This window comes from Haloarcula halobia (assembly GCF_029338255.1).
GTDB classification, from domain to species: Archaea; Halobacteriota; Halobacteria; order Halobacteriales; family Haloarculaceae; genus Haloarcula; species Haloarcula halobia.
Window position 1 is genome coordinate 2,831,590 of sequence record NZ_CP119787.1, and the last position, 25,923, is coordinate 2,857,512.

Below are 25,923 nucleotides of genomic sequence, written 5' to 3' on the forward strand. Positions count from 1 at the left end.
GGACGACCCGTCGGACCCGGCGACGGGCGTCCAGCACGACGGGAGTTTCACCGTCACCGTCGCGCTCGGGTCGAACGGGTCCATCGAGACGGGGACCCCCATCGTGACCGAACCGCTGCTCGAACCCCGATATGGGCAGCGAGACGTCGAATGCCAGTCCGGCCAGTCGGACAGACACCGGTGCTACGAGTGCGAGAGCCGGGTGTACACGGCCTGCGAGCGTCCGCCGAACGCGACGGTCTACCTCGGGACGGAGGCCGACGGACGGAACGAGTGGTTCTCCGGGGGCTGGACCGGCAACGAGTATCGCCAGCGGACCGCCGTCGAACGCCGCGGACCGGGCACGGGCTGGTACCGGACGGCTGGCGAGCTCGAGGTCGGGAACGGACGCGACCGGACTAGCCGGAAAGCGAGGCCGCGGACTCGTTGGTCGCCGTCTCGGTCGGTTCCTCGGTGGGTTCGTCAGTCGGGTCGTCCGTGGGTTCCTCGTCGGGCGTGTCCGCGGACCCGCCGTCGGTCGACTGGCCGCCGACGAGGAACTCCAGTAAGTTCCCGACGAACACCTCGTTGTCGGCGTCGTACACCTCGTTGTTGAAGAAGAAGTTCGAGTCCGCGACGAACACCATGCTGCCGTTACGAGCGGCGGTCACGTAGGTCCCCTCGCGGCGCGTCTCGAGGGTCCGTGTCCCCTCGGCGGCGGTCAGCAGCGTCTTCGTCTCGTCGGGGTTCCGGACGATGACCTGGCCGGCGGTGTCGAAGGTGACGGTGTCGACGCCGCGCAGCAGGCGCCCGCTCCCCGGCGGGGACGCGTAGATACTCTTGAAGTTGTTGTCGTTGGCGTCGTCGTCGAGGTTGTACAGCGCCTCGGAGCCGACCCGGAAGCCGTAGGCCCGGGCGAGTTCCGTCGGGCCGAACGACTCCTGGCGGGCCGACGAGAAGAGCCCGCCGCTGGAGCGGACCTGCGTCGGTTCGGCGAGGACGACCACGCGGCCGCCGTCGTCGATGAAGTCCTTCACGGCATCGCGTTCCGCCGGTTTGAACGCTCCCTGGGGGTTGATGACGAGGAGCGCATCGTGGCGCGCAAGCGTCTCGTCGTACTGGTCGCCGCCCTTCCCCTTCGAGAAGTTCAGCTCGTGGCCCGCCCTGAAGAGCGCGTCGCCGACGGGTTCGAGGTCCTCCTCGGAGAACCCGTTGCTGTGGCGCGTGTCGACGAGTATCGACTTCGACTCGGCGTCCGTCTCGACCGTTATCTCGCCGTCTTCGGGGTCCGCCGGGTCGGCGATGGCGCCGGGCTGGAAGTGCGAGGGTGACTGGCCCTGGACGGCCTCGCTCGTGTCACCGCCCACGTCGGCCCCGACGAAGCCGAGTATGGCAGAACCCGCGAGCAGGACGGTCACGACGACGATGAACGTGGCGACCAGCGTGACGACCCGGCCCTCAACCATCGGCCGTCACCTCCAGGGTCGTCGTGTTGCCACGTGGGACGCCCCAGACGGCCCAGTACTGCACCGGCTGGACGAACTGCCCCTGGTCCCGGGCGGTCCGGTTGACGTAGACGATGTCGCCGTCGACGCGTTCGACCTCGTTTTGCAGGACGATGACCGTCACGTCGGGACTGGCGCCGTCGTAGACGACGCCGTAGTTGTCGCCCTGGATCTCGTCGGACAGGGCGGCTGCGCGCTGGATGGCGGTGCCGCTGTCGCCGATGCGGTCGGCGAAGCCGTTCTCGACGGCGGTGGCACCGAGATACACGTCTGCGTTCTCGACTTCCTCGCGCGAGACCGTCAGGTCCTCGCCCCGGTGGCGCATGACCGTCCCGACGAAGGCGCTCTGGAGGGTCTCGATGTCCGAACGGATCTGGTCACGCGACACCTGTGCCTTGTCGGGCCCGGACCGGACGAGCGCCTCGCCCTGTTGCTCGGCGTCCTCGATGAGGCTCAGCGGCGCGGAGACGATGACGCCGACGCTCCCGACGGTCGAACTCGGTTTGACGATTATCTCGTCGGCTGGGGCGATGCCGTAGTACCCGCCCGAAGCCGCGACGCCCTCGACGTAGGCGACGACCGGCATCTCGCGTGCGGTCCGGTTGACGGCGAGATAGAACTCCTCGCTCGAGTCGACCGGGCCGCCGGAGCTGTCGATACTGAGGACCACGGCGGCGATGGACTCGTTCTGTCTGGCCTCGCGCAGCGCGTCCTGGACGGCGTTGACGTTCGCGTCGTTGGTCGACCCCCGCACCGAGATGACCGCGACTTGCTTTTGCTCCGGTCCGGAGGGCTGGACGGCCGTGATGAGGGCCGGCGCGGCGGTCGCGACGACGACGATGGCGGCAGTGACGACGACGATATAGGAGGCAACGGTCGCCGGCGTTGCTCTGTCGGCAATACCCATGGCTCTCCTTATGGCGTGAGGGCCCTAAAAGTTCGTCAACATATCGCACTCTCGCCCGGGTATCGGGAGGGGACGGTCGGGCGGGCCGAGTCCAGCGCCCCGTCTCACCCGAACAGCCGGTCGAGCAGGCTCCGCTGGCGGTGCTTCTCGGCCAGCAGCACCGAACAGTCCACGTCGTCGACCACGTCCAGCACGAGCGACCCGGAGACGAGCCGTCGCAACAGGCCCTCCTCGGTCGCCCCGATGAGGAGCATGGTCGCGTCCCCGGCGGCACGCTCGATGGCGTCCTCGACGTCGCCCGTCTCGGGCCGGAGCGTCGCGTCGGTCAGGTCGTGTTCGGCCACCCAGGACTCGAGGAAGGCCCGGGCATCGGCCTCGTCGTCGGCGACGTTCAGCACGGTCACCTCGGAGTCGTACTCGGCTTGGAGCATCCGGGCGATGCCGGCCGAGAGGTCCGAGTCCGGGCCGCCGGCGGTCGGCAGGAGGATGCGCGAGGGGTCGAACCCGCGGTCTTTCAGGACGAGGAAGTCACAGGGGACCGTCTGGGTGAGGTCGTCCATCGCCGACTCGACGCGGCCGGGCGACCCGTGGGCGTCCGAGCCCCAGCCCATCACCACGAGGTCGGCGTCGTGGGTCCGTGCAGCGTCGAAGATCTCCTCGAAGGAGCGATGCGAGAGGATGGTGTGGGTCTCGACGTCGACGCCGAACGTCTCGGCGTCCTCGCGGGCGCTCTCGAGGAGGTGGGCCGAGGTCTCGTCGATCTCGTCGGCCCGCTCGGCCGCGCTGGCAAGCGCCGTCTGGTCGGGGACGGTGATGATGTGCGTCGCGACCACGGTGCCCCCGCGCTGTTTCGCGACGGCGCTGGCGAGCGTGATGAGCTCTTTCTCGTGGGCGGGGTTCGCGAGCGGGACCATCACCCGGTACTTGCCGCCGTCCGGCTGGACCCCGGCGGCGGCGCTGACCGCCGCATCCGGGAACTCGCTCGCCTGCGAGAGGACGTGCTGCGAGAGGATGCCCTCTTTCTCCGTCCGCGAGCGGGCGTACGCGACGTACCAGACGATGGCCGCCGCGCTGATGCCGAAGGTGAGCAGGAGGGCGCTGGACTCGACGAAAGCGAGCAGGGCAAACGAGAGGATCGCGCCCAGGATGGGCAACAGCGGGAACAGCGGGACGATGAAGTCCGGCTGGTACTCCTCGGGGGCGACGTAGCGCATCACGATGAGCGCCAGGTTCAACAGGCCGTATATGACCAGGTGCAGGCCCGACGCCGCGCCCGACAGCAGCGTCAGGTCGCCGACGACGATAAAGAGGAGGATGAGCGCCCCGGTGATGGCGATGGCGCGGTACGGCGTCCCGAAGCGAGGGTGGATCTCGTTGAGCGCGGGCGTGACGATCCGGTCCCGGCCCATCGCGAAGTTGATGCGCGAGGACGCCAGGATGGAGGCGTTCGCGCTTGAGGCGGTCGCCAGGAGGCCGCCAAAGAGCAGCGCCCCGCCCATCAGCGCGCCCTGGAGGTACTGGCCGACCTCGACGACGGCGATGGGGTTCTCCTGCCCGCTCGTGATGACGTCGGCGATGAAGCCCTGCGGGACCGCGGCGCTCATGATGACCAGCACCAGCGCGTAGATGACCGTCACGATGACGACGCTCCCGATGACCGCCCGCGGGAGGTTCTTGCCGGGCTCTTTGATCTCCTCGGCGACGCTCGTGATCTGGACGAAGCCGAGATACGAGACGAAGATGAGCCCCGTCGTCTCCAGCGTCGAGACGACGCTGCTCGGTGCCGGGAGGTTGCCCGGCTCGGCCCGGAACGTCCCGAGAAGCGTAAACACCGCGAGGATGACGACCAGCAGGACGACGATGATGTTCTGCAGGCGGCCGGTCTCCTTCGCGCCGACGTAGTTGACGACGATGAACAGGGCCGCGCCCACGAGCGCGGCGATCTTGACCATCGAGATGGAGACTGGGCCGAGCGCGAGCGTCCCGCCGATGCCGAAGATGCGAGCGATGTAGCGGCCGAACCCGACCATGTAGAACGCGCTGGCGAAGGCCAGCCCGAGCCAGTTGGCCCACCCGGCGACCGAGCCAAAGAGCGGGCCGAGCGCGTGGTTGACGTAGTAGTACGCCCCGCCGGATTTCGGCATGGCCGTCCCCAGTTCGCTGGCCGACAGTGCCGTGAACATCGCGATGACGCCGCCGAGCACGAACGCCACCGACGCCAGCGACCCGGCCTTCAGGATGGCCTCGCCGGGCAGGACGAAGATGCCCGCGCCGATCATCGTCCCGACCCCGATGGTCAGTGCCGCCAGCGGGCCGAGGTCCTTCGCGAGTTCCTCGTCACCCATCGTCGGCCCCCGACTCCGTACCGTCGGTCGCGGCGTGCTCGGTGTCCGGCAACACGACCACCGGGCGATCGTTCTCGGTGATGAGGCCGAGCGCGACGTCGCCCGTGATGAGGCGGACGAAGCGGTTGCCCCCACGTGGTGTCACGACGATAGCCGAGGCGCCGATGTCGTCGGCGGCGTCGAAGATGGTCTCGACCACGTCGGTCCCGTAACGGATCTCGGTCTCGACGTCGCCCAGGACCGCGCTCGCCGCCTCGAACATCTCCTCGGCGGCGAGCTCGCGCTGCTCGACGCCGGCCTTGTCCATCGCGCCGCCGGCCTTCTCGACGACGTTGACGAGGACCACCTCGCCGTACTCCTGGGTCGCAAGCGCCCGCGCTGACGTGACGGCGTCCTCCTCGCTCGCGATCGGTAGGACAACGCGCTCGAGCAGGTCAGCCATGGTTCCGCCTCCGTACGCCTGTTGCTGGTGTCCGCACGGCCGTGACTGACTGATTCATACCCACCCACCGGAGCGCGTCGGTATTAAGCCTCGGGAATCTGGTCGGTTGCCCCGATGGAAACCCACTTCACCCGGCCGGCGTAACGGACTCGACATGAACGACGAGGTGGCGCGCCGATGTACGTCATAGTCGTCGGGGCCGGCGAAGTCGGGTCGAACATCGCCGAGAGCCTCGCGAACACACACGAGGTGGCCGTCATCGACATCGACGGCGAACGCGTCGAGAGTCTCGTCTACGAGGTCGACGTGCTCGGCGTCCAGGGCGACGGCGCCGAACTGGCGACGCTCCGGGAGGCCGGCATCGCGAAGGCCGACATGGTGATCGCCAGCACCGACGACGACGAGACGAACATCGTCACCTGTGGGACGGCAAAGACCGTCGCGGACGCCTTCACCATCTCGCGGGTCAAGAACGCGAAGTTCCTCGACACCTGGTCGCACTCGGAGGGTGCCTTCGGCGTCGACTACATGGTCGCGACGAACCTGATGACCGCAGAGACCATCACGCGGGTCATCGGCCTGCCAGCGGCCAGCGACGTCGAGACCTTCGCCGACGGCGTCGTCCAGATGGCCGAGTTCGAGATCGGCGAGGCCAGTCCCGTCGCCGGCCAGACCGTCGCCGAGGCCGACCGCTACGAGTCGCTGACCTTCGCCGCCGTCCTGACAGACGACGACGTTCTCATCCCGCGCGGGGACACGGTCCTCGAAGCCGGCGACAAGGTCGTCGTCATCGGGAGTCGCGAGAGCGTCCACACCTTCGCCCACGAGGTAGCACCCGACGTCGAGAGCGCGAAAGACGTCCTCGTCGTGGGTGGCAGCGACATCGGGTACCACACCGCCCGGATGCTCCAGGAGCGGGGGCTGCACCCCCGACTCATCGAGCGTGACCCCGAACGGGCCCGCGAGCTGGCCGAGGAGCTGCCCGGGACCACGGTCTTAGAGAGCGACGCGACCGACCGGGAGTTCCTCGAACGCGAACACGTCGAGGCCGTCGACGCCGTCGTGGCGGCCCTAGACAGCGACGAGAAGAACCTGCTGGCGGCCCTGCTGGCCAAGCGACTGGGCGCCGACCGGGCGGTGTCCGTCGTCGACGCCGGGGAGTACGTCCAGCTGTTCGAGGCCGTCGGCGTCGACGTCGCCATCAACCCCCGCGAGGTGACCGCCGAGGAGATAACGCGGTTCACCCACGAACATCAGGCCGAGAACGTCGCCATCATCGAGTCCGACCGGGCGGAGGTCCTGGAGATAGAGGTCGACGGCGACAGCGTCCTGGTGGACCGTCCCATCCGGGATTCCGTCGGGGACCTGCCCAACGGGGTGGTCATCGGGGCCATCACGCGCGACGGCGAGCTGGTCATCCCGCGCGGTGACACCGTCGTCCACGAGGGCGACCACGTCGTCGTCTTCGTCGACACCGACGTCCTCGACGAGGCCAGCACGGCGCTGTAGGGGCCCTAGCGCCGCCAGAACGCGCCGGTGAAGATGGCGAGCACGGTGATTATCTCCAGCCGACCGGCCCACATCAGCACGATCATCAGGAACTTCGTCGTGTCCGGCAACATCAGGTACGACCCGAACGGGCCCAGGCGCCCGAAGGCCGGCCCGATGTTGCCGATAGCGGCCAGGCTGGCACCGATCGCCTCGAGCGGGGTGAGCGTGATGCCCACGCGGATGGCGTCCAGCGAGATGAACACGGCACCCAGGCCAAAGAGGATGAGATAGAGGAGGGTGAAGCCGGTCACCCCCCGGATGGCCTCCTCGTCGACCACGTGACTGCCGAGGCGGATCGGGCGGACGGCCTCGGGGTGGGCGGTGTGGAACAGCTCCCGCCGGAGTACCTTCAGCACGATGAGCCAGCGGACCACCTTGATGCCGCCCCCCGTGGACCCGGCCGACCCCCCGATGAACATCGTAAACAGGAGCACGAGCTGGCCGTAGGGGGCCCACTGGGCGAAGTCGCTGGTGGCATAGCCCGTCGAGTTCAACAGCGAGGCGACCTGGAACGCGGCCTGCCGGAGCGCGTTCTCCGGAACGCCCGCGGTGGTCCCCCCGATCGCGAGCCGCGGGGCCGTGCCGGTGAACAGCAGCCCGGTGACGACGGCGATCAGAACGGCCGTCGCGCCGGCGTAGGCCCGGAACTCGGGGTCCTCGAACGGCCGCCGGAAGTCGCCGTCGAAGAGGTGCCAGAACAGCGCGAAGTTCGTGCCGGCGACGACGATAAAGGGGATGATGACCCACTGGACCGCCGCGGAGAAAGCGGCGATGCTGTCGGCCTTCGTGGAGAACCCGCCGGTCGGCAGCGTCGAGAACGCGTGTGCGACGGCGTTGTAGAGGGTCATCTCGGGCGCGAGGCCGACGAGATGGAGCCCGTACAGCAACGCGGCGAGCAGGGCCGTGAAGGCGAAGTAGGCCTTCCAGAGGATGCGGGCCGTCTCGGCTATCTGCGGGGTCAGCTTCTCCAGTTGCGGGCCGGGGGCCTCCTCGCTGACCAGCTGGGCGCCGTTGACCGACAGCTCCGGGAGGATGGCGACCATGAGGACGATGATACCCATCCCGCCGAGCCACTGGGTGAGCTGGCGCCAGAGCATCACCGCGTGCGAGTGCTGTTCGACGCCGATCGACCCCATCACCGTCGCCCCCGTCGTCGTAAAGCCCGACATCGACTCGAACAACGCGTTCGTCGGGTCGGCGAGCGTCGAATCGGTCCCCATCCCGGCGAGCACGTACGGGATCGCACCGACCACGGCGACGGCGAACCACGTGAGGGCGACGAACAGCAGCGCCTCGCGCGAGCGCAGGTCGTCCCCGGCATCGACTTGCTCCATCGCGAGGCCGGCCAGGACCGTCACGACGATGGAGATACCGAAGACGCCGACGTCCTCGCCGTAGGCCAGCGCGACGACCAGTGGCACGAGCATCGCCACCGCGAGGAACTTCACGACGGTTCCCGTCAGCGCGATGCTCGTCCGCCAGGCGACGACGGTGGTCAGTCGGTTCGACATCTCAGCGGGTGCTAGCGGTCGTGTTCGGGCACGGTGGTGCGTGCCGTGCGGGTGGCGTGTGGCGATACACGGACGGATATGACCCACTGTGTTGCCCCCACCCTCTTAAAACTGGCAGAGACGCGCCGGCCGCCAGTCCCGACTGCACGGACGCCGTGGCCCGATATAGAGTGCTATTGAGGAATATTGAGACAAGGGAAAGGCACTTATCCGCCAGGAGTGGACTGCCCCCAATGGCACGAGAATCATATCAGGAGCTGCTCCAGTCGCTCCAGGAGGACGTCCTCTACATGTCCGAAGTCGTCCTCGAGCGGTTGCAGATGGGGGTCCGTGCGCTCGAATCGAAGGACGAAGAGCTCGCCTGGGACGTCATCGAGGGCGACGACGAGGTCAACCAGCTGTACCTGGACCTCGAACAGGACTGCATCGACCTGCTCGCCCTGCAGCAACCGGTCGCCTCCGACCTCCGACTCATCGCCGCCTCGTTCAAGGTCATCACCGACCTCGAACGCATCGCCGACCTGGCGACGAACCTCGGCGAGTACTCGCTCGAGGCCGAACGCGACGTCTTCCCCGAGGTGGACATCCAGGCCATCGCCGACGGCGTCGTCGACATGATAGAGGAGTCGATGGTGGCCTACGCCGAGGAGGACGCCGAGCGCTGTTACGCCATCGCCGAGATGGACGACGACATCGACGAGCGCTGCGAGGCCGCCTCCGAGACGGTCGTCCGCGACCTCATCGAACGCGAGATCGACGCCGACTCCAGCGACGAGGAGATCGAGCAGATGATGGCCGACGTCTCGCGCCTCCTCCTGACGATCCGGGACATCGAACGCGTCGGTGACCACGCCGTCAACATCGCGGCGCGCACGCTGTACATGGTCGAGAACGACGCCGACCTCATCTACTGAGTGCGACCTACCGTGGCGCCTCCGGCCCGTCGGTGCCCACCAGTCCCTCGTCCGTGATGCTGAACTGGGCGGTGTCGCCGGCGGGCTTGGCACGGTGTTTCTCCAGCGTCGCTCGACGGTTACCGCCCCGATAGCGGTCGAGTCGGAGGGTGGCCCCCGACCAGTGATTCAGCGTGTGGCCGCCCAGCGCCGTCGAGCGGTCGCTGTCGGGGTCGGTGAACACCTGGTTGGTAAAGAGGACCGCGATGTCGTGTTTGCGGGCCAGAGAGAGCAGGTGGGTGATCTGCCGAGCGACGTCCCGGAGGGTCTCGCCGCCGTCCTCGTCGGTCCGGCGCAGGCGGTAAAAGCCGGTGGCGCTGTCGAGGACCACCAGTTCCACCTCGGCGGCGAACTCGGCGGCGTCCTGGACGGCTTCGGCCTGCTCGTCGTAGTCGAGCACCTCCGAGACGATGAGCCGACCCGCCAGGTCGTCGACGGTCTGGTCGGTGCCGGCCGCACAGCCGGCGGCGACCTGGCGCAGCCGGTCGGCCGAGAGCCCCTCGGTGTCGATGTAGAGGGCGGCGTCCCCGCCGGCGGCCACCTCCAGCGCCGCCGAGAGGCCGAGGTTGGTCTTGCCGGCCGCCGGCGGGCCGTACACCTGCGTGACCGCGCCGCGTTCGAGCCCCCCACCCAGCAGGTCGTCGATGGGCCCACATCCGGTCGAGACGTACTCGCTCACAGGAGGTGGTTGGACAGGTTCGGATAAAAACGCTCGCACCTGGCTCCCGGCGGACGTTACAAGCGAGGTTGGAGCCTCGGGAACCCTTTTTGTGCTCCTGGCAGACGGATGATCTATGGACGCTCGCTCGGCACTCGGGTCCCTCCAGCTCCCTGTCGCAGCACTCGGCCTCGCACTGGTCGTGTTCGCAGTCGGCGGCATCGTCTCCATGGACCCGCCACCCGCGGGGAGCGAGGGGTTCGTCGGCGGCCTCGCCGTCCTCTTCCTGTACTTTTTGGCGTGGGTCGGCTTCCTCGTGCTGTCGGCCGGGCTGGCGATCCCGCCGTTGAACGGCTACGGGCTCAGGTTCACCCGGTACCAGCGCGGCCTGTTCCTGCTGGCGGCGCTCGCGGCGTTCCTGAGCGCGGTCGGCCCGTTCGTCGCGTTCGGGCTCGTCTACTCGAACCCGGGCGCGATGGTCACTGCGTGGCTCGTCGTCACCGGCGTGGGAATCCTCTCGCTGCTCTCGGGACTCGTCTGGCGCGGCGTCCAGGTGTGGCGGGCCGACGTCGACCTCGTTGCCGCCGGTGGTTCATGACGGGGGGGGCCAGCAAGGAGCGATCTCGTCGCCAGCGACCCGCCGCGTCCCGACCACCGTGACCTCGTACACCGCCTTCGAACTCGTGTCCGCGAAGACCGTCTCGCCGTCGACTTCGACCCGATATGCGTAGGGCATCGCCACGCGCGCGCGGACACCGAACAGGGTGAGTCCGGTGACCGACGCGCGCTTCGTGACGGCACCCTCACTGGTCCCCCACTCGTCGAGACAGGGGGCCCGTTCGAGGTGGTCGACGACGTGTGCTTCCTCGGCACGCAGCGCACGCTGCTGGGCAGTGGTCACGGCGGCAACGCCACCGAGGACCACTACCAGCGCGAGCACCACACCGAGGGGGCGTCCGGAGACCATCGGTGTTCGCGTGTCCGAGAGGAGGCCTGAATCCCTTCGGGCCGCTTCAAGCGGCCTTTGAGCGTCCCTGAGTGCCTTTCTGCTGGCCGCCGGGCGTTCCGTCATGGGACGTACTCGAGCATCGACAGCGCGAGGGTGGACGAAGCGGGACCTGCTCGGTGGCCTCCTGCTCGTCCCGGGCCTCGCGCTCGCTGGGGTCGGTAGTTACCTCCAGTTCACCATCGCCACACGGGTGAGCGCGGGCCAGTGTGACGGATGTGCGTCCTGGCACCCGCTGTTCGTCGTCGCCCCGCTCGTCGTCGGGGCCGCGCTGGTACTCCTGGGAAGTTCCCTCGTCTATCGCTGACCCACGGTCGCCTGAGAGCGGTGCCGTGCCACGAGACGCGGCCGGGATAGAACAGTGTGCTGACGAACCCTCGCCGGCGACCACTGCTCGGCACTGACCCGGCAGGCTAATACTGCCGGCTGTAACATTTAGAAAATACTCGGCATCCCGGGGTGCCGAGAATCTTTACGAACTTACAGCCGGCAGTATAAGTCCCCGTCCCACCAACGTGTGACAGTGATAGTCGTCGCCACGGAGGACTTCGAGGTGTACCACGGCGTGGTCAACGAGCTGCGCGACCGCGGCGTCACCTTCACCACCATCGAACCCGGCGACGAGTGGCCCGACCGCGTCGACGTTGCCGTCGTCGCGACTGACGAGGCCGTCGACGTGCCCGACGGCGTCCCGGTCGTCGAGGCCGACCCGGACGACCCCCGGAGTGCAGTCGAGGCAGTCGTCACCAGCCTCCGGGGGACAGCGGGGCGGACCGTCGTCGGTATCGACCCCGGCGAGCGACCGGGTGTCGCCGTCCTGCAGGGCGACGTGGTGGTCGCCGCGTTCCAGGTGCCCGCGGCACAGGCCGGTGACCTCGTCCGGGAGGAAATCGAGGACGTGCCGGACCCGCTGGTCCGAATCGGGGACGGCGCACGCCTGGCGGGCGCACGCATCATTGACGACATCGAGGACGTTCCCGTCGAACTGGTCGACGAGTCCGGGACGACGCCGTATCTCGGGAGCGGCGCCCGCGGCATGGGCGACGTGCTGGCGGCGGTCAACATCGCCCGCCTGGAGGGTGAGAGGGTCTCGAATCGGACCATCGAACCGACCGCCGGCGAACTCCAGCGCATCCAGGACCGCTCGCGCGAGGAGAGCGAGACGAACCGCGCCATCGACGAACTACTGGCCCGGCGCGTGGCCGTCGGCGACCTCACCATCGCGGAGGCGCTGGCCGAGCACCGCGGTGAGAGCGACGGCGGGAGCGAAGAAACGGACGACACGGGCGACGCGGACCCGGCCACAAGCGGCGGCGTGGACGACCGGGACAGTTAGGACTGGACGGTCCGTTCCGCCCGGCGCATGACCTCCCGAATCGTCAGTCCGGTGGCCTCGGCGACGGCCACCGCGTCGTCGTACTCGGCGCTGACATCGTAGACCGTCCCCGTCCCGTCGGTGGCCACCTTCACCGTCACCTCGTAGGACTCGCCGTCGACGGACAGCGCGACCGTCTCGAACTCGCGGTCGGCGATCCAGCGGTGGCCCGCGCCGTGCTCCCTGACGCCCAGGGTCCCCGTCTCCACGGCCAGCCGGCGGGCGACGGTCTGGGCCCGTTCGGGCTTGCAGACCACCTTCACGAGGTGGCCCGGCCGGGACTTCTTCATCGTCGTCGGCACGACGGTGACGTCGCGTGCGCCGACGGCATCGAGCGAGCGCTGCAGGTCGCCCAGCACCTCCGGGGAGACGTCGTCGACGTTCGTCTCGAGGACCGTGATGTCGTCGCGGCGGAGGCGGCCGCTCGTCTCGCCGACCATCGTCCGGAGGACGTTGGGCCGGTCAGACACGTCCCGGGCGCCGGCGCCGTACCCCGAGTCGGCGACGTCCATCGGCGGGAGGCTCTCGACGCCCTCGGCGACGTGGGCCAGGATTGCCGCGCCCGTCGGCGTCAGGAGTTCGACCGCGACCGGCCCGCCGGCCAGCGACCAGTCGGCCCGCTCGGCGATTTCGACCACCGCTGGCGTCGGTACCGGGTAGGTCCCGTGGCTCATCTCGACGGTACCCTCGCCGGCCGACACCGGCGTGGTGACGACGCGTTCGACGTCGAGGTCCGCGAGCAGGAGCGCGGCCCCGACGACGTCGGCGATGGCGTCGTCGGCCCCGACCTCGTGGAAGTGGGTCGCGGCCAGGTCGGTCCCGTGGACGGCTGCCTCGGCGGCCCCCAGAAGCTCGAAGATCGATAGCGCGTCGGCCTCGACGGTCTCGGGAAGGCCCAACCCCTCGACGATGTCCACGACTTCGGTGTAGGTCCGGGCCGGGCCGTGACCTTCGGCGTGCGTGTGGTCGTGATCGGAACCCCCGCGGGTGTGGGCCGAGTCACTGTGGTCGTGCGTGTGATCGTGGCCAGACTCCTCGTGGTCGTGCGCGTGATCGTGGCCAGACTCCTCGTGGTCGTGCGCGTGATCGTGGCCAGACTCCTCGTGGTCGTGCGCGTGATCCTGCCCGGACCCGCCGAGCCCGTCGTCGTGGTCCGCTCCGTCCCCAGTCAGCAGGACCTCGATGCGCGTCGCAGCGACGCCGCTCCGATCGACCGTCGAGACGTCGTAGGTCACGTCGAGGGCCTCCTCGGCGGGGTCGAGTGCGGCGCGGTCGGCGCCGGCCGCCAGGAGCGCACCGAGGACCATGTCGCCGGCGGCCCCCATCCGGCCGTCGAAGGCGAGTGTTCGCATACGCGAGGCGAGGCGCCGGGCGGCTAAAAATCCACGCTGTCGTCGCTCACTGCTGCCGGACGATGTGGACGTCGAAGGCGTCGTCGTCGCCCACCTCGGTCATCGGCACGACGACGTCCTCGGTGTCGTTGCTGCCGAGGAAGAGGACGCTGGCATCGACGTCGCGGGCCACCTGCGTGATGGTCGCTGAGAGCTCGGAGGCCGAGTACGCGCTGACGTCCTCGTAGCGGAGCTCGGCGTCGTCGGTGGCCTCCTCGATCTTCCGGCGCAGGTCGCTCGCCGCCGTCTCGGCCGCGAAGTCCTCGGTCGGGTCGACGCGGCGGCGCCGCTGCGCGTAGTCCGTGCCCGTCGGGACGAGACTCACCGCGACGACGTCGGTGTCGAGCGCGCCGCCGTAAGTCACGGCGCGGTGGAGTGCGGTTTCCGCCTGGGGCGACCCGTCGAACGGGACGAGAAATACCATACTCGGCGTATCGGGGCCACCCTTATCAAAGACGGCGGTGCCGGCAGGTCCTGTGGACGACTCCGCGACGACGTCACGAACGGGGCCTGACGCCGTGCCGTCCGGCACGACGTGTGCCCTGATAGCACGACACGTAAATATCCGTCGCCGTCCCTCCTGACCGCCGGTAGCATAAAGCATATCTCTCGGGATACCCGACTGTACTGTAACCCAGTCTACTATGAACGAAGTGCAACTAGAAGTGGCGAAGGCGTACCCGAACGACTCGGGTCGCGGCATCGCCCGTCTGGACCCCGATACGTTGTTGCATCTCAAGCTCTCCCCGGGTGACATCATCGAGATCGAGGGCAGCGACACGACGGCCGCGAAGGTGTGGCGGGCCGACCGGCAGGATTGGAACACCGACACGGTCCGCATCGACGGCTTCACGCGACAGAACGCCGACGTCGGCATCGGCGAGCGCGTCACCATCCGGAAGGCCGAGGCCGAGAAAGCGGACAAGCTGGTGCTCGCGCCGCCCGAAGAGGCCAGCGTCCAGTTCGGCTCCGACGCCGCCGGCATGGTCAAACGGCAGATCCTGAAACGGCCGGTCGTCGAGCGCGACATCGTCCCCGTGATGTCCTCGACGAACCACCCGTTCATGCGCTCGCCCGGCCAGGCCATCCCGCTGATCGCCGTCGAGACCGAGCCCGAGGGCGTCTGTCTCATCACCGAGGACACCGAGGTGGAGCTGCGCGAGGAACCCATCTCCGGCTTCGAGAAGACCGGCGGCGGCATCACTTACGAGGACATCGGCGGCCTCCAGAGCGAGATCCAGCGAGTCCGCGAGATGGTCGAACTGCCGATGAAACACCCCCAGATATTCAAGAAACTCGGCATCGAGCCGCCCCAGGGGGTGTTGCTCCACGGGCCGCCCGGCACCGGCAAGACGCTGCTCGCGAAAGCCGTCGCCAACGAGACCTCCGCCAGCTTCTTCTCTATCGCGGGGCCGGAGATCATCTCGAAGTACTACGGCGAGTCCGAACAGCAACTGCGCGAGATATTCGAGGACGCCAGCGAGGAGGCGCCCTCCATCATCTTCATCGACGAACTGGACTCCATCGCGCCGAAGCGCGAGGACGTCACCGGCGAGGTCGAACGCCGCGTCGTCGCCCAGTTGCTGACGATGATGGACGGCCTCGAGTCCCGTGGCCAGGTCATCGTCATCGCCGCGACCAACCGCGTCGACAGCGTCGACCCCGCCCTCCGTCGACCTGGCCGCTTCGACCGCGAGATCGAGATCGGCGTCCCCGACGAGGTGGGCCGCGAGGAGATACTCCAGATCCACACCCGCGGGATGCCCCTCTCGGACGACGTCAAGCTCTCGAAGCTGGCGACCGACACCCACGGCTTCGTCGGCGCCGACATCGAGAGCCTGACCAAGGAAGCCGCGATGAAGGCCCTGCGCCGGTACCTCCCCGAGATCGACTTAGACCAGGAGGACATCCCGCCGAGCCTCATCGACCGGATGATCATCAAACGGGACGACTTCAAGGGCGCGCTCAACGAGGTGAGCCCGAGCGCGATGCGGGAGGTGCTGGTCGAGCTCCCGAAGGTCTCGTGGGATAGCGTCGGCGGCCTCAGCGACGCCAAAGAGCAGGTCCAGGAGGCCGTCGAGTGGCCGATGAACTCCCCCGAGAAGTTCGAGCGCATGGGCGTCACGCCACCGTCGGGCGTCCTGCTGTACGGCCCGCCCGGCACCGGCAAGACGCTGATGGCCAAAGCCGTCGCCAACGAGACGGACGCGAACTTCATCTCGGTCCGCGGGCCCCAGTTGCTCAGCAAGTGGGTCGGGGAGAGCGAGAAGGCCATCCGCCAGACCTTCCGGAAGGCCCGGCAGGTCGCGCCCACCGTCATCTTCTTCGACGAGCTGGACTCGCTGGCCCCCGGTCGGGGCGGCGAGATGGGGTCGAACGTCTCGGAACGGGTCGTCAACCAGCTGCTGACTGAACTCGACGGCCTCGAGGAGATGGAGGACGTGATGGTCATCGGCGCGACCAACCGCCCCGACATGATCGACCCGGCGCTCATCCGCTCGGGCCGGTTCGACCGCCTGGTGATGATCGGCGAGCCAAGCACCGAGGGCCGCGAGCAGATCCTCAAGATACACACCGAGAACACGCCGCTCTCGCCCGACGTCAGCCTGCGGGAGCTGGCCGAGATAAGCGAGGGCTTCGTCGGCTCCGACCTGGAGTCCATCGCCCGCGAGGCCGCCATCGAGGCGCTCCGGGAGGACGACGACGCCGACGAGGTCGAGATGCGCCACTTCCGGAAGGCCATGGACAGCGTCCGGCCGACCATCAACGAGGACATCCGGGACTACTACGAGCAGATGGAAGAGGAGTTCAAGGGCGGGTCCAGCCCGCAGCGCCAGGCCGGCGGCAGCGGCCGCATCGGGTTCCAGTAACCCCCGCCCGTCAGTCGTCCGCCCCGGCGTCGTCCGGAGCCTCGACGTCGACGTCTATCTCGACCGCCGCGGCCTTGTACTCCGGAATCTTCGCCCGTTCGTCGAGCACGTCGTTCGTCAGTCGGTTCGCAGAGGCGGCCGCGAAGTGCGGCGTCGTCCAGACGACGCCCTCCGTGATGTCCTCGGTGACGTCGGCCCGGACCGTTATCTCTCCCCGGCGGGACCTGAGTGTCACGTAGTCACCGTCCTCGACGCCGTATCGCTCGGCGTCGGTGGGGTGGATGTCGACGAAGTTCTCCGGGTGCTGGCGCGAGAGCGTCGGCGACCGGCGGCTCATCGTCCCGGTGTTGTAGTGTTCCTCCAGGCGTGCCGTGGTGAGCACGAGCGGGTACGCCTCGTCGGGCGTCTCCTTCGGTTCCTGGTGGACGACGCCTTCGATCTGTCCGAGGCCGTTCTCGGTCTCGAACGCGTCCTCGTAGAGGTACTGGTCGCCCTCGTCGCCCGGTTCGTAGCAGGGCCAGTGGACGCCGTCCTCGCCGAGGCGGTCGTAGGTCATCCCGTGCATGATGGGACAGACCTCGCGCAGTTCCTCGAACACTTCCTCGGGCCCGTCGAAGTCGAAGCCCTCGCCGAACAGGCGGGTGCCGACCGCACAGAGGATGTCGAGGTCGTGGCGGGTGTTCTCGTGGACCTTGTGAACCCCGCGCATTCGCTGGACGCGCCGGTCGGTGTTGGTGACCGTCCCGTCGCGTTCCGCCCAGGTCGTCGCTGGCAGCACGATGTCGGCGAGCTCGGCGGTCTCGGTCATGAAGATATCCTGGACACAGAGGAACTCCAGGTCCTCCCTGAAGCGCCGCTCGGCGGCGTTGCCGTCGGGTTCGCTCATGATGGGGTTCTCGCCCATGACGTAGAGGCCGAAGACGGAGTCGCCGATGGCGTGGGATATCTCGACGTTCGTGAGGCCGGGTTCGTCGGGGATGTCGAAGCCCCAGACGTCCTCGACGGACTCGCGGGCCTCGTCGTCGTCGACGAGCTGGTAGCCCGGCAGGACGTTCGGCATCGCGCCGACGTCACAGGTGCCCTGGACGTTGTTCTGCCCGCGGAGCGGGTTCACGCCCGTCCCCGGGCGACCGAGGTTGCCCGTGATGAGCGCCAGGTTGATCTCGTTTTGCACGTTGTCGACGCCGCAGGTGTGCTGGGACATACCCATGCCCGTGAAGATGGCGGCGTTGTTCGCCATCGCGTACGTCTCGGCGGCGCGTTCGATGTCAGAGAGCGGGACGCCACAGGTCTCTGCGGCGGCCGCCTTGTCGAAGTCTTCGAGGCGTTCTTTCAGGTGGTCGAAGCCCTCGGTGCGCTCCTCGATGAACGCCTCGTCGATCCAGCCCGCGTCGGGGTTCGCGTCGTGGTTCTCGAGGATGGTCTTGATGACGACGTTCAACAGCGGGATGTCCGTCCCGGGCTTCAGCTGGAGGTGCATGTGCCGCTCGGTCCCCTCGATGTCGAACGACCGGGTCGTCTTGTTGGCGTGGGGGTCGACCTGGACGACCGTCGCGCCCTCGAGGACGGCCTGGCGGAAGTACTGGCTGTTGGCGATGGGGTGCTGTTCGCCGGGGTTGGCTCCCTGGATCCAGAGGACGTCGGCCGCCGCCTCGAGGTCGGCCATGCTGTTTGTCATCGCGCCCATCCCGAGGCTGGTCCGGAGCGCCCAGACGGTCGAGGCGTGGCACATTCGCGTGCAGTTGTCGATCTGGTTGGTGCCGTAGCGGCGGGCGAGCTTCTGGAGGAGGTAGTTCTCCTCGTTCATCGTCTTCGAGGAGCCGAAAAAGCCCATCCCGTCGGGGCCGTGGGTCTCGCGGATGCGCTCCATCTCGGCGACGATGCGGTCGAACGCTTCCGCCCAGGTCGCCTCGCGGAACTCGCCGTCTTCCCTGACGAGCGGTTCGGTCAGCCGGTCCTCGTGGCCGACGACTTCCGTCGCCGCACCGCCTTTGATGCAGATGCTGCCCTCGTTGACCGGCGCGTCGCTCCACGGCACGAACCGCATGTCGCCGGGGTCGTCGCCGGGTTGGACCTGGATGCCACAGCCGACGCCGCAGTACGGGCAGATGGTCTTCACCGGGGAGTTGTTGCGTGACATGTGAACACTCGTCTCGTTCGTACGCTCCTCGCCCGAGCGAGTTGTACTTTTCCTCGAGGTGACCGTCGACGCCGGTTCGACCCTGTGGGGCGAACGTTCACCTGTCACAGGGTCGTACGGCCACGTGATGGAACTCACCGAGTCAGTGGTTCGGGACCGGGCGCGGGAGTACGCCGAGGTGGAGCCGCTGTACGACGTCGAACAGCAACACGTCGACATCCTCCCCGAGACGTTCGCCGGCGGCGAGTTCGGCCGCCGGGACGTCCAGTGGGTCGTCCGGTGGTACTTCCGGCGCTACCTCGGCGCCTACCCCGACCGGGACCGCCGCGAGGTCGAGGCCGCCTTCCGGGACAACGACTTCGGGGTCGTGCTGGAGACGCTCGAAGCCGTCGCGACGGACGCCGAGGAGAGCGACGAGGCGCTGGCGCTGCTGACCGACCTGACGGGCGTGGACGTCCCAGTCGCCTCCGCATTCCTCCAGTTCGTCGCCCCCGAGCGCTACGTCACGGTCGACGAGCGCACCTGGCGGGTCCTCCGGGCGGCAGGCGAGCTCGACGACCCCTATCCGGACCCGCCCGGGATAGCGGCGTACCGGACGTTCGACTCGGCCTGTCTCCGGGTCGGAGACCGGACCGGCGTCGACGCCTGGACGCTCTACCGTGCGCTGTGGCGGCTCTGGGCCGCGGAGTTCGGCGATGCGTAGCGGCGTCGTCGTCGCCGGCGGGCGCTCGACCCGCTTTGGCGGGGCCGACAAGGCCGTCGCGGCGCTCGCCGGCACCCCGATGGTTCGCCGCGTCGCGGACCGCCTCGTCGACGTCGTCGGGGAGCTGGTGGTGAACTGCCGGCCCGACCAGACGCCCGCCGTCCGCGAGGCGATGGCCGGCTATCCGCTGCCGGTGCGCTACGGCGAGGACGACGAGCCCGACCGGGGCCCGGTCGCGGGTATCCGGAACGGCCTGCGCGAAGCCAGCGGGGACTACGCGGCCGTCGTCGCCTGCGACATGCCATTCGTCGAACCGGCGCTGCTGGAGTACCTCTTCGACCGGGCCGCGGGCGCCGACGCCGCCGTCCCGCGACTGGCGTCGGGGTGGTTCCAGACCACGCAGGCGGTCTACCGGACCGAGGCGATGGTCGCGGCCTGCGACGTCGCGCTCGAGGCGGAGAACCCGCGGATACTCCGGCCCATCGACGAACTCGAGGACGTGGTCGTCGTCGAGGAATCGGCCGTCGAGTCGGTCGCCTCGACGGGATCCTTCGAGAATATCAACACCCGGGAGGAGCTCGCGGCCGCAGACGAGCGACTCCGGGAGCGAGAGGGGTAGGCGCGGCCCCCCGCTAGTCGACCACCGCGATCAGGGGGTCGTCGGCGAGCATCGACGTCAGCGCGACCCGCGGTACGTCCGCTCGCTCGTGAATCACCGCCGCGATCTCCCGCGCGACGGCCGCCCACTCATCGTCGTCGACCTTGTTGAGGAGGGGAATCGCCGTCGCACCGTCGGGCACGCCCTTCAGCCCGCCGTCCGGGCTCGACAGCACCGTCCCCACGTGTTCGGGCCGTATCTCCTCGCCCATCGAGAGGCCGGTGAGCGCGGCGACGCGCTCCGGTCGGTGGACGGCCGCGTCGGTCAGGGGTTCCCCGACGGCCTGGACGCTCGCGACGGGCACGACGACGTCGGCCGCCGCCGGAAGCTGTGGCTCCCGGTCGCCGGGCGCCTTGCACTCGCGGGTGCGCGCGCCGTCTGCCTTGACCAGCGTCGTGCCGACGGAGGTACCCGCGGCGATTCGCTCGACCGTCGCCGGGTCGTAACCCCGGTACCGGTCGGGGCGTTCCTGCCCGGGGACCAGGCCGAGGGGCCACGCATCCTCGCCCGCCGCGTCGACGACGTCGAGCGGCGACTCGGTGACGCGCACCGTCGCGACGTGGTCGTCGAATATCGGGATGCGAACGGTCGCCGTCACGACGGCGCGGTCCAGTCGCTCGGCGAGGGTGTACAGCGTTGACTTCTTGCCGCCCGCGCCGACGACACAGACCAGCCCCTCCCGGGCCTGGAGAGCCGCTGTCAGGTCCATCGTCCGGGCGCTTTGGCGCCGGCGCACCTCACTCTGCCGGTCGTCGGAGCGGGGAGGGGCGAGCCGGGAACGTCGGTCGGCGTCTGGAGTCGGCCTCCCGGGGTCCACGAGTCGTGTCTCCCGAACGGCGGGGAACCTGCGCTACAGCTCGCCGAGTTTCCGGAGCACCTGGCCGCGGTACTCCTCGTCGGCCTGGACGCCCTTGAGTTCGAGGACGTTGCGCTCGAGCTTGTCCAGCGCGACGTTGAACGCCATCTCGGCCCCGTAGCCCTCGCCGGACCCGGCGGCCTGGCCCTTGTTGGTCCGGAGGCGGATCTGGCACTGGATGAGCGGGGTGCCACGGAGTTTCTCCTTGTGCTCGTGGAACCGGACGTGGGCGTGCTGGACCTGCATCGCCTGGTACTTGTCCGCGACCGCGCCGATGTCGCTCCGGAGGTCCTCGCGGGAGATGGTGTCCAGCAGTTTGATGTTGGTGATCTGGACGTCCATGTGATCCTCCTCGGTGAAGGTCAGCGCCCGAAGCACGTCGGTCTTCGTGACGATGCCCTCGACCTGGGTGTCGTCGTCCTCGGGCGTGACGACCAGGCCGGCGAAGTCGTTCTCAAGCATCCGGGCCACCGCGTCGCGGACGGAGGCGTCGAGCGTCGCCGTCTCGACGGGGCTGCTCATCACGTCGTAGACCGGGATGTCGAGGATGCGCTGGATCTCGCCGGACCGGTCGCCGGTGGTCGCCTTGTTCATGTCGCGGACCACGACGTCGACGACGTCGTGTCGGGTGACCATCCCCGTCAGGGCGTCGGCGTCGTCCAGCACGGGGAGACGAGAGATCCCGTGCTCGCGGAGGTGGTTGATGACCTGGCCGACGTTGGTGTCCTCGGCGACGGTGACGACGTTGTCGGTGTAGATCTGGTCGACGGTGAGGGCGTCCAGGTTCTCGAGGACGGCCTCCAGGATGTCGTCCTCGGTGACGATACCCCAGAGGGAATCGCCCTCGAAGACCGGCGCGATCTTGGTGCCACCCTCGACGAGGACGCGGGCCACCTCCCGGACGTCGTCCCGGCGCCCGACCTTCGGCGCGGAGCTGGTCATCGCGCCGGCCTTGGCGTTGTCCTCGACGTGAGACTGGACGAGCTGTTTCTGCGTGATGACGCCGGCGTACTCCCCGTCGTCGGTGACGATTATCCCTTTCGGGTTCTCGCGCTCGAAGATAGACCGGACCTTCCCAAGCCGTTTGCCCGCGTCGACTTCGACAAACTCTCTCGTAGCGATATCAGCAATATCCATAGTACTTCACAGGCGGACCTTCGCTGTGAAGGGTTATCAAGGTTGGTTCGATTCCTGCGGGACGGGAAGCGGATTAGCCTTTAGACGGTGGCCACGCTGGTTGGAGTATGCTACCCGACATCGGCGTGTTCGGACCCTACACCTACCTCGTCACGGAAGTCCTCTGGGGGAGCGTCGCCGCCGGTTTGCTCTGGCGTGCCGGAGCGCTCCGGCGGGCCGCGAAGACCATCGTCGTGCTCTATCCCGTCGCGTACGTCTGGGACTGGTACACGCTGACCGTGGGCGTCTTCGCCATCCAGCTGCGCACCGGCGTCGACCTGCTGGGCATCCCCATCGAGGAGCACATCTTCATGGTCGTCGTCCCCGCGCTGGTCGTCGGCCTGCACGAGACGCTCCACGGCGACCCGACTGACGACGAGTGACCCGCCGGCCGACTCAGGCGCCCGCGCGAATCGTCTCGGCGTAGGACCCGAACCCCCCGATTCCCTCCAGGGTGTCGAGGACCGTCCTGGACTCGACGGCCAGTTCGTAGCCCGGTCGGCCCTTGCCGGTCGGGGACTGGACTTTCGTCTTCTCGAGGAGGCCAGCGTCCGCGAGGGCCTGCAGTGCCGAGATGACCATCTGGCGCTCGACACCGCCGAAGGGGTCCCGGTCGATGTCGTCGAGGTGGGCGCGCGCCGTCTCGGCGACCTCGAAGGAGTGGACCGGCGTGGCGTCCTCGGCGGCCAGTTCGACCACCGAGAGCAAGACGAACTGTTCGAACGGTTGTAACGAATCGAGTGTTTCGTCCATAGCAGACGCTCCTGAGGCTACTCAAAGAAACTATTGAAATACGTTCGGAGAGAGGCCACTTGCCCTGCAGGTCGGTGTCTGCGGGTCGAACGGTCCGGGCGGGTGCCGCCCATCCACTGCCAGCCACGAGACAAGAACGCGGGATCCGGCGAGCGGAGACGGGCGGAGGGCGACGACAGTACCGGACGGCCCGTCACGTTGGGGGGTAGTAGCCACCGTTTTCGGTCCAGGCAGGTGACGTAGTCCGAATGTAACACTGAGTAGATGGCCTATATACTCAGTTATACTGCAAATTCCAAACACCGCTCCGGAGGCAGCGACGACCACCCACAGTCGGTGCGTGGTGGTAGGAACTGTCGGGCGGGAGGGCCGAGTCGTAGGCTGACAGCGTTCACCCGACTCGTGGGGGAGTCAATCATGCAACGTCGTGACTTTGCCAAGACGGTTGGTGGAATCGTGGGAACGAGTGCACTCGGCGGTGGTGCCCTCCTGGCGGCTACCGGAGGGGCGTCGGCGACAGCCGGCGGCAGTATCAGCGACCCGGCCAAGGCGGTGAGCGACGACGGCCGCATCCAGTGGGTCGCCACGCAGACCACGGGGCGGCTGACCTGGGACGGCTTCGACGAACCGGTCGGGTACTTCAAGATCCTCGTCAGTGTCGAGCTCAAGCGCAGCGGCAACACGCTGTGGTCGGGCACGATACACCGGACCAACAAGATCGATACCTCCCAGGGCACCAGTTGGGGTGGTAGCGGCGAGGAGATCGTCCTCAACGGTGAGTACGGTGACGGCCGCGCCGGGCACATCGCCTCCGACACGGACTGGGGCATCATCCAGCGCAACCGGAACAACATCTACAACAACGGGTACGCGCTGCCGGACAACCCGGCACCGGCGTCGTACCTCTATGCTGACACCGACGGGTCGACGACGAAGACCAAGGTCATCCTGCGCTCGGAGTACGTGCTCTACGCCAACGACGGCTCGGAGCTGACGGGCACGTCGGGCTATCCCGACCGCCCCGAGTTCTCGACGTCGTTCGTCGTGACCGTCGAGAACGAGGCGGCGTCCACCGGGTCCGGTGACGCCGACGCGGATGGCCACACCGGCGACAGCGCCGACGTCGGCGTCTGACTGCCGGACGGCTCATTTTTCCGGCGGTGAGGAACGGAGCCCGGCTCGCTGCGCTGGTCGGTCGTGTCACACCAGTAGGTCCGACACGACGCGACGGTAGTGCGTAGTCAGGAGCGTTGAGCCATCGAGCGAAGCGCTGCGGCCAGTTCTCGGCGGTGTCCGGTTCGACGCGACGGAAGCGGTTTGAACACGACGGGATTCGACGCTTCAGCTCTCGAGAGGGCCGTTCGGAAGCATTCCGACTGCGTCAGAGACCCGGCGATTCGAGTGATTCGACGGCCGTCGACGACGAACGTCCCGCAACGTGTGACCGAATACCCAACGCCATCGCCGGCTCGGGCGTCCGCTCGCGCTCCACGGACGCCGAACCAGTCCACCCTCTATGACCGGTGGAGCGGGCGACCCCTGCCATAGACCAGCAAGAAATGCTCCCCCTTCACTGTTCGCGTTTGACTAACCACCGTCGAGCCGTAGTGTCTGGGAGGTCTTTCAGGTCCTGTTTCGAGGGGGTGAGAGTGCCGAGAGGATTCCAGAGCGGAGACAGAGACGGGTAGTTCTGTCCCGTCGCCACTGGACCTGTCAGTACGAGTCGTCCACGGAGGGGCGGACGATGCCGTCGTCCGTGGACTCTCTGAGCGAGACGAGCACGCGATAGAACTCCAAAAGCCTCAGCGCGACGTCGGAGACATCGACGTACAGTAATCCCGTCTACAGCGATGTGACACACGTCGTCTGCTCACGGGCGCTGCTTCTCGGCCCGAGCATGGATACGGTTGATTGTATCGCAGACGGTCGACTCGTCGACCGCAAACGCCCGTGCAGCGTACGTGATCGACATTTGGACCGCGAGATAGGTCATTCGTATCTCGTCGCTAGCGCGGGCGATAGCCGGTGGAACGCCCCGGTTTCCGGTCTGCTTCTCGTTGAATCCACCAGTAACAGTGTACAAGTCGGCATACAGTCGTGCCTCGTGGATACTCTCGAACGTTCTCATCCGACCGTTGGAGTCCTCGAAGTGGTACTGGTCAGGATAGTCCCGCACCTCGTGAACAATCTGGCAGTCCTGGCCGTACTCCTCGATGACCGTCTCTCGGTTGTCGCTCACAGTTGCCACATATATAGTCGATCCAGGGATACATCTGACGGGGAGATCGATAGCAGCTGTATCTGTGCTCGATCGAGCGTCATGCCCGGTACAGATCTTCCAGCTCGTTCGTGAAATAGATATACTGACGATCCACCGTTTTGAAGCCTGTATCTCCCCAGTCCACCTGCTCAATTTCGTCATCTGGCAAGGGAGTGTAACGGATGATTTCGTTGTGAGATTCAGTATACGCCAGTCCCTTCGCCTCCAAACTCCGCGCAACCTCGTCTATGTTATCGCCGCTACATAAGCTGCCGAATTCGTCCACAGGGACCCCTTCGTCGATCATGAACTCGAACGGATCTTGGTCCAGAGCCCTGCTGCCGACGTCCAGAACGAGTTCTACGAACTCTGTTTCATCTCGCTCTAACATAGCTGTGCCCTGTTTTCGATTCCAGCCCGTCGCTTACGTACGAACAGCGTATGTTCCATTGGCCCTGGTGAAACCCTCCGGTGATGGCACCCCGGTCTGTCCTGTCGAGACACTCCTCAGTCCCTGTTGCAGACCACGCTCAATAATTCATCGGTAGACGGAGTCAGGGCCCGACAGATATCACGGAGTCGTAGAGCTCGAGGCGGTCGATGGGTGACTACGAGGCTATCAGCCGCCTGGTCGGCGAGTTCGCGGCGCTTTACTCGTCGACGCCGAGGGTGAACGACGGCCGTTCGGTACCGGCTCAAAGGGTAGACGAATAGAGTGCCGGTGCGCTTCGAGTACCGCAGTGCGACGACGATAGAGTACATGTGAGATACTCGATACCGTCGAAGCGTATGCGGATGATGTCTTCTACGTGACAACTGAGCTGGATGGTTTTTTGCGAGCACATGAATACGTTGAATAGTCCCTGTCGACAGTCTATCGACAG

Annotated in this window: 25 protein-coding genes and 1 pseudogene; 10 read left to right on the forward strand and 16 right to left on the reverse strand. The window is 67.5% G+C overall.

Annotation, left to right across the window (positions count from 1 at the left end; genetic code table 11):
- Positions 1-398 precede the first annotated feature (398 nt).
- The 4 genes from P1K88_RS14935 to P1K88_RS14950 all read right to left on the reverse strand — a co-directional run bounded on the left by P1K88_RS14935 (position 399) and on the right by P1K88_RS14950 (position 5,178).
- Positions 399-1,445 (reverse strand): DUF4350 domain-containing protein, encoded by a 1,047-nt coding sequence (locus tag P1K88_RS14935; RefSeq protein ID WP_276411020.1) that lies wholly within the window; start codon positions 1,443-1,445, stop codon positions 399-401.
- The gene (locus tag P1K88_RS14940) at positions 1,438-2,391 is read right to left on the reverse strand and encodes a S49 family peptidase (protein WP_276411021.1); all 954 of its coding nucleotides are present in this window, start codon (positions 2,389-2,391) and stop codon (positions 1,438-1,440) included. Before P1K88_RS14940 ends, P1K88_RS14935 begins: the two co-directional genes overlap by 8 nt.
- Positions 2,392-2,495: 104 nt before the next feature.
- A complete protein-coding gene (locus P1K88_RS14945; protein WP_276411022.1) occupies positions 2,496-4,736 on the reverse strand; it encodes an amino acid permease in 2,241 nt (746 codons plus the stop codon).
- Positions 4,729-5,178, reverse strand: a complete 450-nt coding sequence (locus P1K88_RS14950; protein ID WP_276411023.1) for a universal stress protein — start codon at positions 5,176-5,178, stop codon at positions 4,729-4,731. Before P1K88_RS14950 ends, P1K88_RS14945 begins: the two co-directional genes overlap by 8 nt.
- Positions 5,179-5,355: 177 nt before the next feature.
- Between P1K88_RS14950 and trkA the strand changes: the two genes are divergently transcribed.
- Positions 5,356-6,687 carry a Trk system potassium transporter TrkA gene (gene trkA, locus P1K88_RS14955; protein ID WP_276411024.1) on the forward strand — a complete coding sequence of 444 codons (1,332 nt, stop codon included), beginning with the start codon at positions 5,356-5,358 and terminating at the stop codon, positions 6,685-6,687.
- 5 nt (positions 6,688-6,692) lie between these two features.
- Here trkA and P1K88_RS14960 read toward each other — a convergent pair whose 3' ends face one another.
- Entirely contained in the window at positions 6,693-8,240 is a 1,548-nt protein-coding gene (locus P1K88_RS14960; protein ID WP_379786753.1) for a TrkH family potassium uptake protein, read from the reverse strand.
- Positions 8,241-8,473: 233 nt separating this feature from the next.
- On the opposite strand from P1K88_RS14960, the gene phoU reads away from it, so the two are divergent.
- Positions 8,474-9,154 carry a phosphate signaling complex protein PhoU gene (phoU, locus tag P1K88_RS14965; protein WP_276411025.1) on the forward strand — a complete coding sequence of 227 codons (681 nt, stop codon included), beginning with the start codon at positions 8,474-8,476 and terminating at the stop codon, positions 9,152-9,154.
- A gap of 7 nt (positions 9,155-9,161) precedes the next feature.
- Here the strand turns inward: phoU and radB are convergent, their stop codons facing one another.
- On the reverse strand, positions 9,162-9,872 hold the full coding sequence (radB, locus tag P1K88_RS14970) for a DNA repair and recombination protein RadB (RefSeq protein WP_276411026.1): 711 nt from the start codon (positions 9,870-9,872) through the stop codon (positions 9,162-9,164).
- A 115-nt stretch (positions 9,873-9,987) separates the two neighbouring features.
- On the opposite strand from radB, the gene P1K88_RS14975 reads away from it, so the two are divergent.
- Complete coding sequence (locus P1K88_RS14975; protein ID WP_276411027.1) at positions 9,988-10,449, forward strand: hypothetical protein; 462 nt, start codon at positions 9,988-9,990, stop codon at positions 10,447-10,449.
- Here P1K88_RS14975 and P1K88_RS14980 read toward each other — a convergent pair.
- Positions 10,444-10,818: a hypothetical protein gene (locus tag P1K88_RS14980; RefSeq protein ID WP_276411028.1), complete on the reverse strand. Its 375-nt coding sequence runs from the start codon at positions 10,816-10,818 to the stop codon at positions 10,444-10,446. The genes P1K88_RS14975 and P1K88_RS14980 overlap by 6 nt on opposite strands.
- A 103-nt stretch (positions 10,819-10,921) precedes the next feature.
- Between P1K88_RS14980 and P1K88_RS14985 the strand changes: the two genes are divergently transcribed.
- Positions 10,922-11,164 (forward strand): hypothetical protein, encoded by a 243-nt coding sequence (locus P1K88_RS14985; protein ID WP_276411029.1) that lies wholly within the window; start codon positions 10,922-10,924, stop codon positions 11,162-11,164.
- 216 nt (positions 11,165-11,380) lie between these two features.
- Complete coding sequence (locus P1K88_RS14990) at positions 11,381-12,193, forward strand: RuvC family protein (RefSeq protein ID WP_276411030.1); 813 nt, start codon at positions 11,381-11,383, stop codon at positions 12,191-12,193.
- On the opposite strand, the gene larC is transcribed toward P1K88_RS14990, so the two are convergent.
- Both larC and P1K88_RS15000 read right to left on the reverse strand, forming a co-directional pair.
- Positions 12,190-13,584 carry a nickel pincer cofactor biosynthesis protein LarC gene (gene larC, locus P1K88_RS14995; RefSeq protein ID WP_276411031.1) on the reverse strand — a complete coding sequence of 465 codons (1,395 nt, stop codon included), beginning with the start codon at positions 13,582-13,584 and terminating at the stop codon, positions 12,190-12,192. The genes P1K88_RS14990 and larC overlap by 4 nt on opposite strands.
- 46 nt (positions 13,585-13,630) lie before the next feature.
- On the reverse strand, positions 13,631-14,047 hold the full coding sequence (locus P1K88_RS15000) for a universal stress protein (protein WP_276411032.1): 417 nt from the start codon (positions 14,045-14,047) through the stop codon (positions 13,631-13,633).
- A 220-nt stretch (positions 14,048-14,267) separates the two neighbouring features.
- Between P1K88_RS15000 and P1K88_RS15005 the strand changes: the two genes are divergently transcribed.
- A complete protein-coding gene (locus tag P1K88_RS15005; protein WP_276411033.1) occupies positions 14,268-16,493 on the forward strand; it encodes a CDC48 family AAA ATPase in 2,226 nt (741 codons plus the stop codon).
- Between the two features lie 10 nt (positions 16,494-16,503).
- Here P1K88_RS15005 and fdhF read toward each other — a convergent pair whose 3' ends face one another.
- Positions 16,504-18,633 carry a formate dehydrogenase subunit alpha gene (fdhF, locus tag P1K88_RS15010; protein ID WP_276411034.1) on the reverse strand — a complete coding sequence of 710 codons (2,130 nt, stop codon included), beginning with the start codon at positions 18,631-18,633 and terminating at the stop codon, positions 16,504-16,506.
- A gap of 127 nt (positions 18,634-18,760) precedes the next feature.
- On the opposite strand from fdhF, the gene P1K88_RS15015 reads away from it, so the two are divergent.
- Positions 18,761-19,336, forward strand: a complete 576-nt coding sequence (locus P1K88_RS15015; RefSeq protein WP_276411035.1) for a hypothetical protein — start codon at positions 18,761-18,763, stop codon at positions 19,334-19,336.
- Positions 19,329-19,955 carry a molybdenum cofactor guanylyltransferase gene (gene mobA / locus P1K88_RS15020; protein WP_276411036.1) on the forward strand — a complete coding sequence of 209 codons (627 nt, stop codon included), beginning with the start codon at positions 19,329-19,331 and terminating at the stop codon, positions 19,953-19,955. Before P1K88_RS15015 ends, mobA begins: the two co-directional genes overlap by 8 nt.
- Before the next feature lie 13 nt (positions 19,956-19,968).
- Here mobA and yqeC read toward each other — a convergent pair whose 3' ends face one another.
- Entirely contained in the window at positions 19,969-20,703 is a 735-nt protein-coding gene (yqeC, locus tag P1K88_RS15025; protein WP_276411037.1) for a selenium cofactor biosynthesis protein YqeC, read from the reverse strand.
- A 141-nt stretch (positions 20,704-20,844) separates the two neighbouring features.
- On the reverse strand, positions 20,845-21,987 hold the full coding sequence (locus tag P1K88_RS15030; RefSeq protein WP_276411038.1) for a CBS domain-containing protein: 1,143 nt from the start codon (positions 21,985-21,987) through the stop codon (positions 20,845-20,847).
- A 107-nt stretch (positions 21,988-22,094) separates the two neighbouring features.
- On the opposite strand from P1K88_RS15030, the gene P1K88_RS15035 reads away from it, so the two are divergent.
- The gene (locus P1K88_RS15035; RefSeq protein ID WP_276411039.1) at positions 22,095-22,409 is read left to right on the forward strand and encodes a lycopene cyclase domain-containing protein; all 315 of its coding nucleotides are present in this window, start codon (positions 22,095-22,097) and stop codon (positions 22,407-22,409) included.
- A 13-nt stretch (positions 22,410-22,422) separates the two neighbouring features.
- Here P1K88_RS15035 and P1K88_RS15040 read toward each other — a convergent pair whose 3' ends face one another.
- On the reverse strand, positions 22,423-22,779 hold the full coding sequence (locus P1K88_RS15040) for a hypothetical protein (protein WP_276411040.1): 357 nt from the start codon (positions 22,777-22,779) through the stop codon (positions 22,423-22,425).
- 417 nt (positions 22,780-23,196) lie between these two features.
- On the opposite strand from P1K88_RS15040, the gene P1K88_RS15045 reads away from it, so the two are divergent.
- Positions 23,197-23,913, forward strand: coding sequence for a hypothetical protein (locus tag P1K88_RS15045; protein ID WP_276411041.1), 717 nt, complete (start codon positions 23,197-23,199; stop codon positions 23,911-23,913).
- Positions 23,914-24,025: 112 nt separating this feature from the next.
- Here P1K88_RS15045 and P1K88_RS15050 read toward each other — a convergent pair.
- The 3 genes and pseudogenes from P1K88_RS15050 to P1K88_RS15060 all read right to left on the reverse strand — a co-directional run.
- Positions 24,026-24,325 (reverse strand): annotated as a pseudogene (locus tag P1K88_RS15050) (hypothetical protein); the annotation flags it as partial.
- Between the two features lie 324 nt (positions 24,326-24,649).
- Positions 24,650-25,018, reverse strand: coding sequence for a hypothetical protein (locus tag P1K88_RS15055; RefSeq protein ID WP_276411042.1), 369 nt, complete (start codon positions 25,016-25,018; stop codon positions 24,650-24,652).
- A 79-nt stretch (positions 25,019-25,097) separates the two neighbouring features.
- The gene (locus tag P1K88_RS15060) at positions 25,098-25,430 is read right to left on the reverse strand and encodes a hypothetical protein (protein WP_276411043.1); all 333 of its coding nucleotides are present in this window, start codon (positions 25,428-25,430) and stop codon (positions 25,098-25,100) included.
- Positions 25,431-25,923 lie beyond the last annotated feature (493 nt).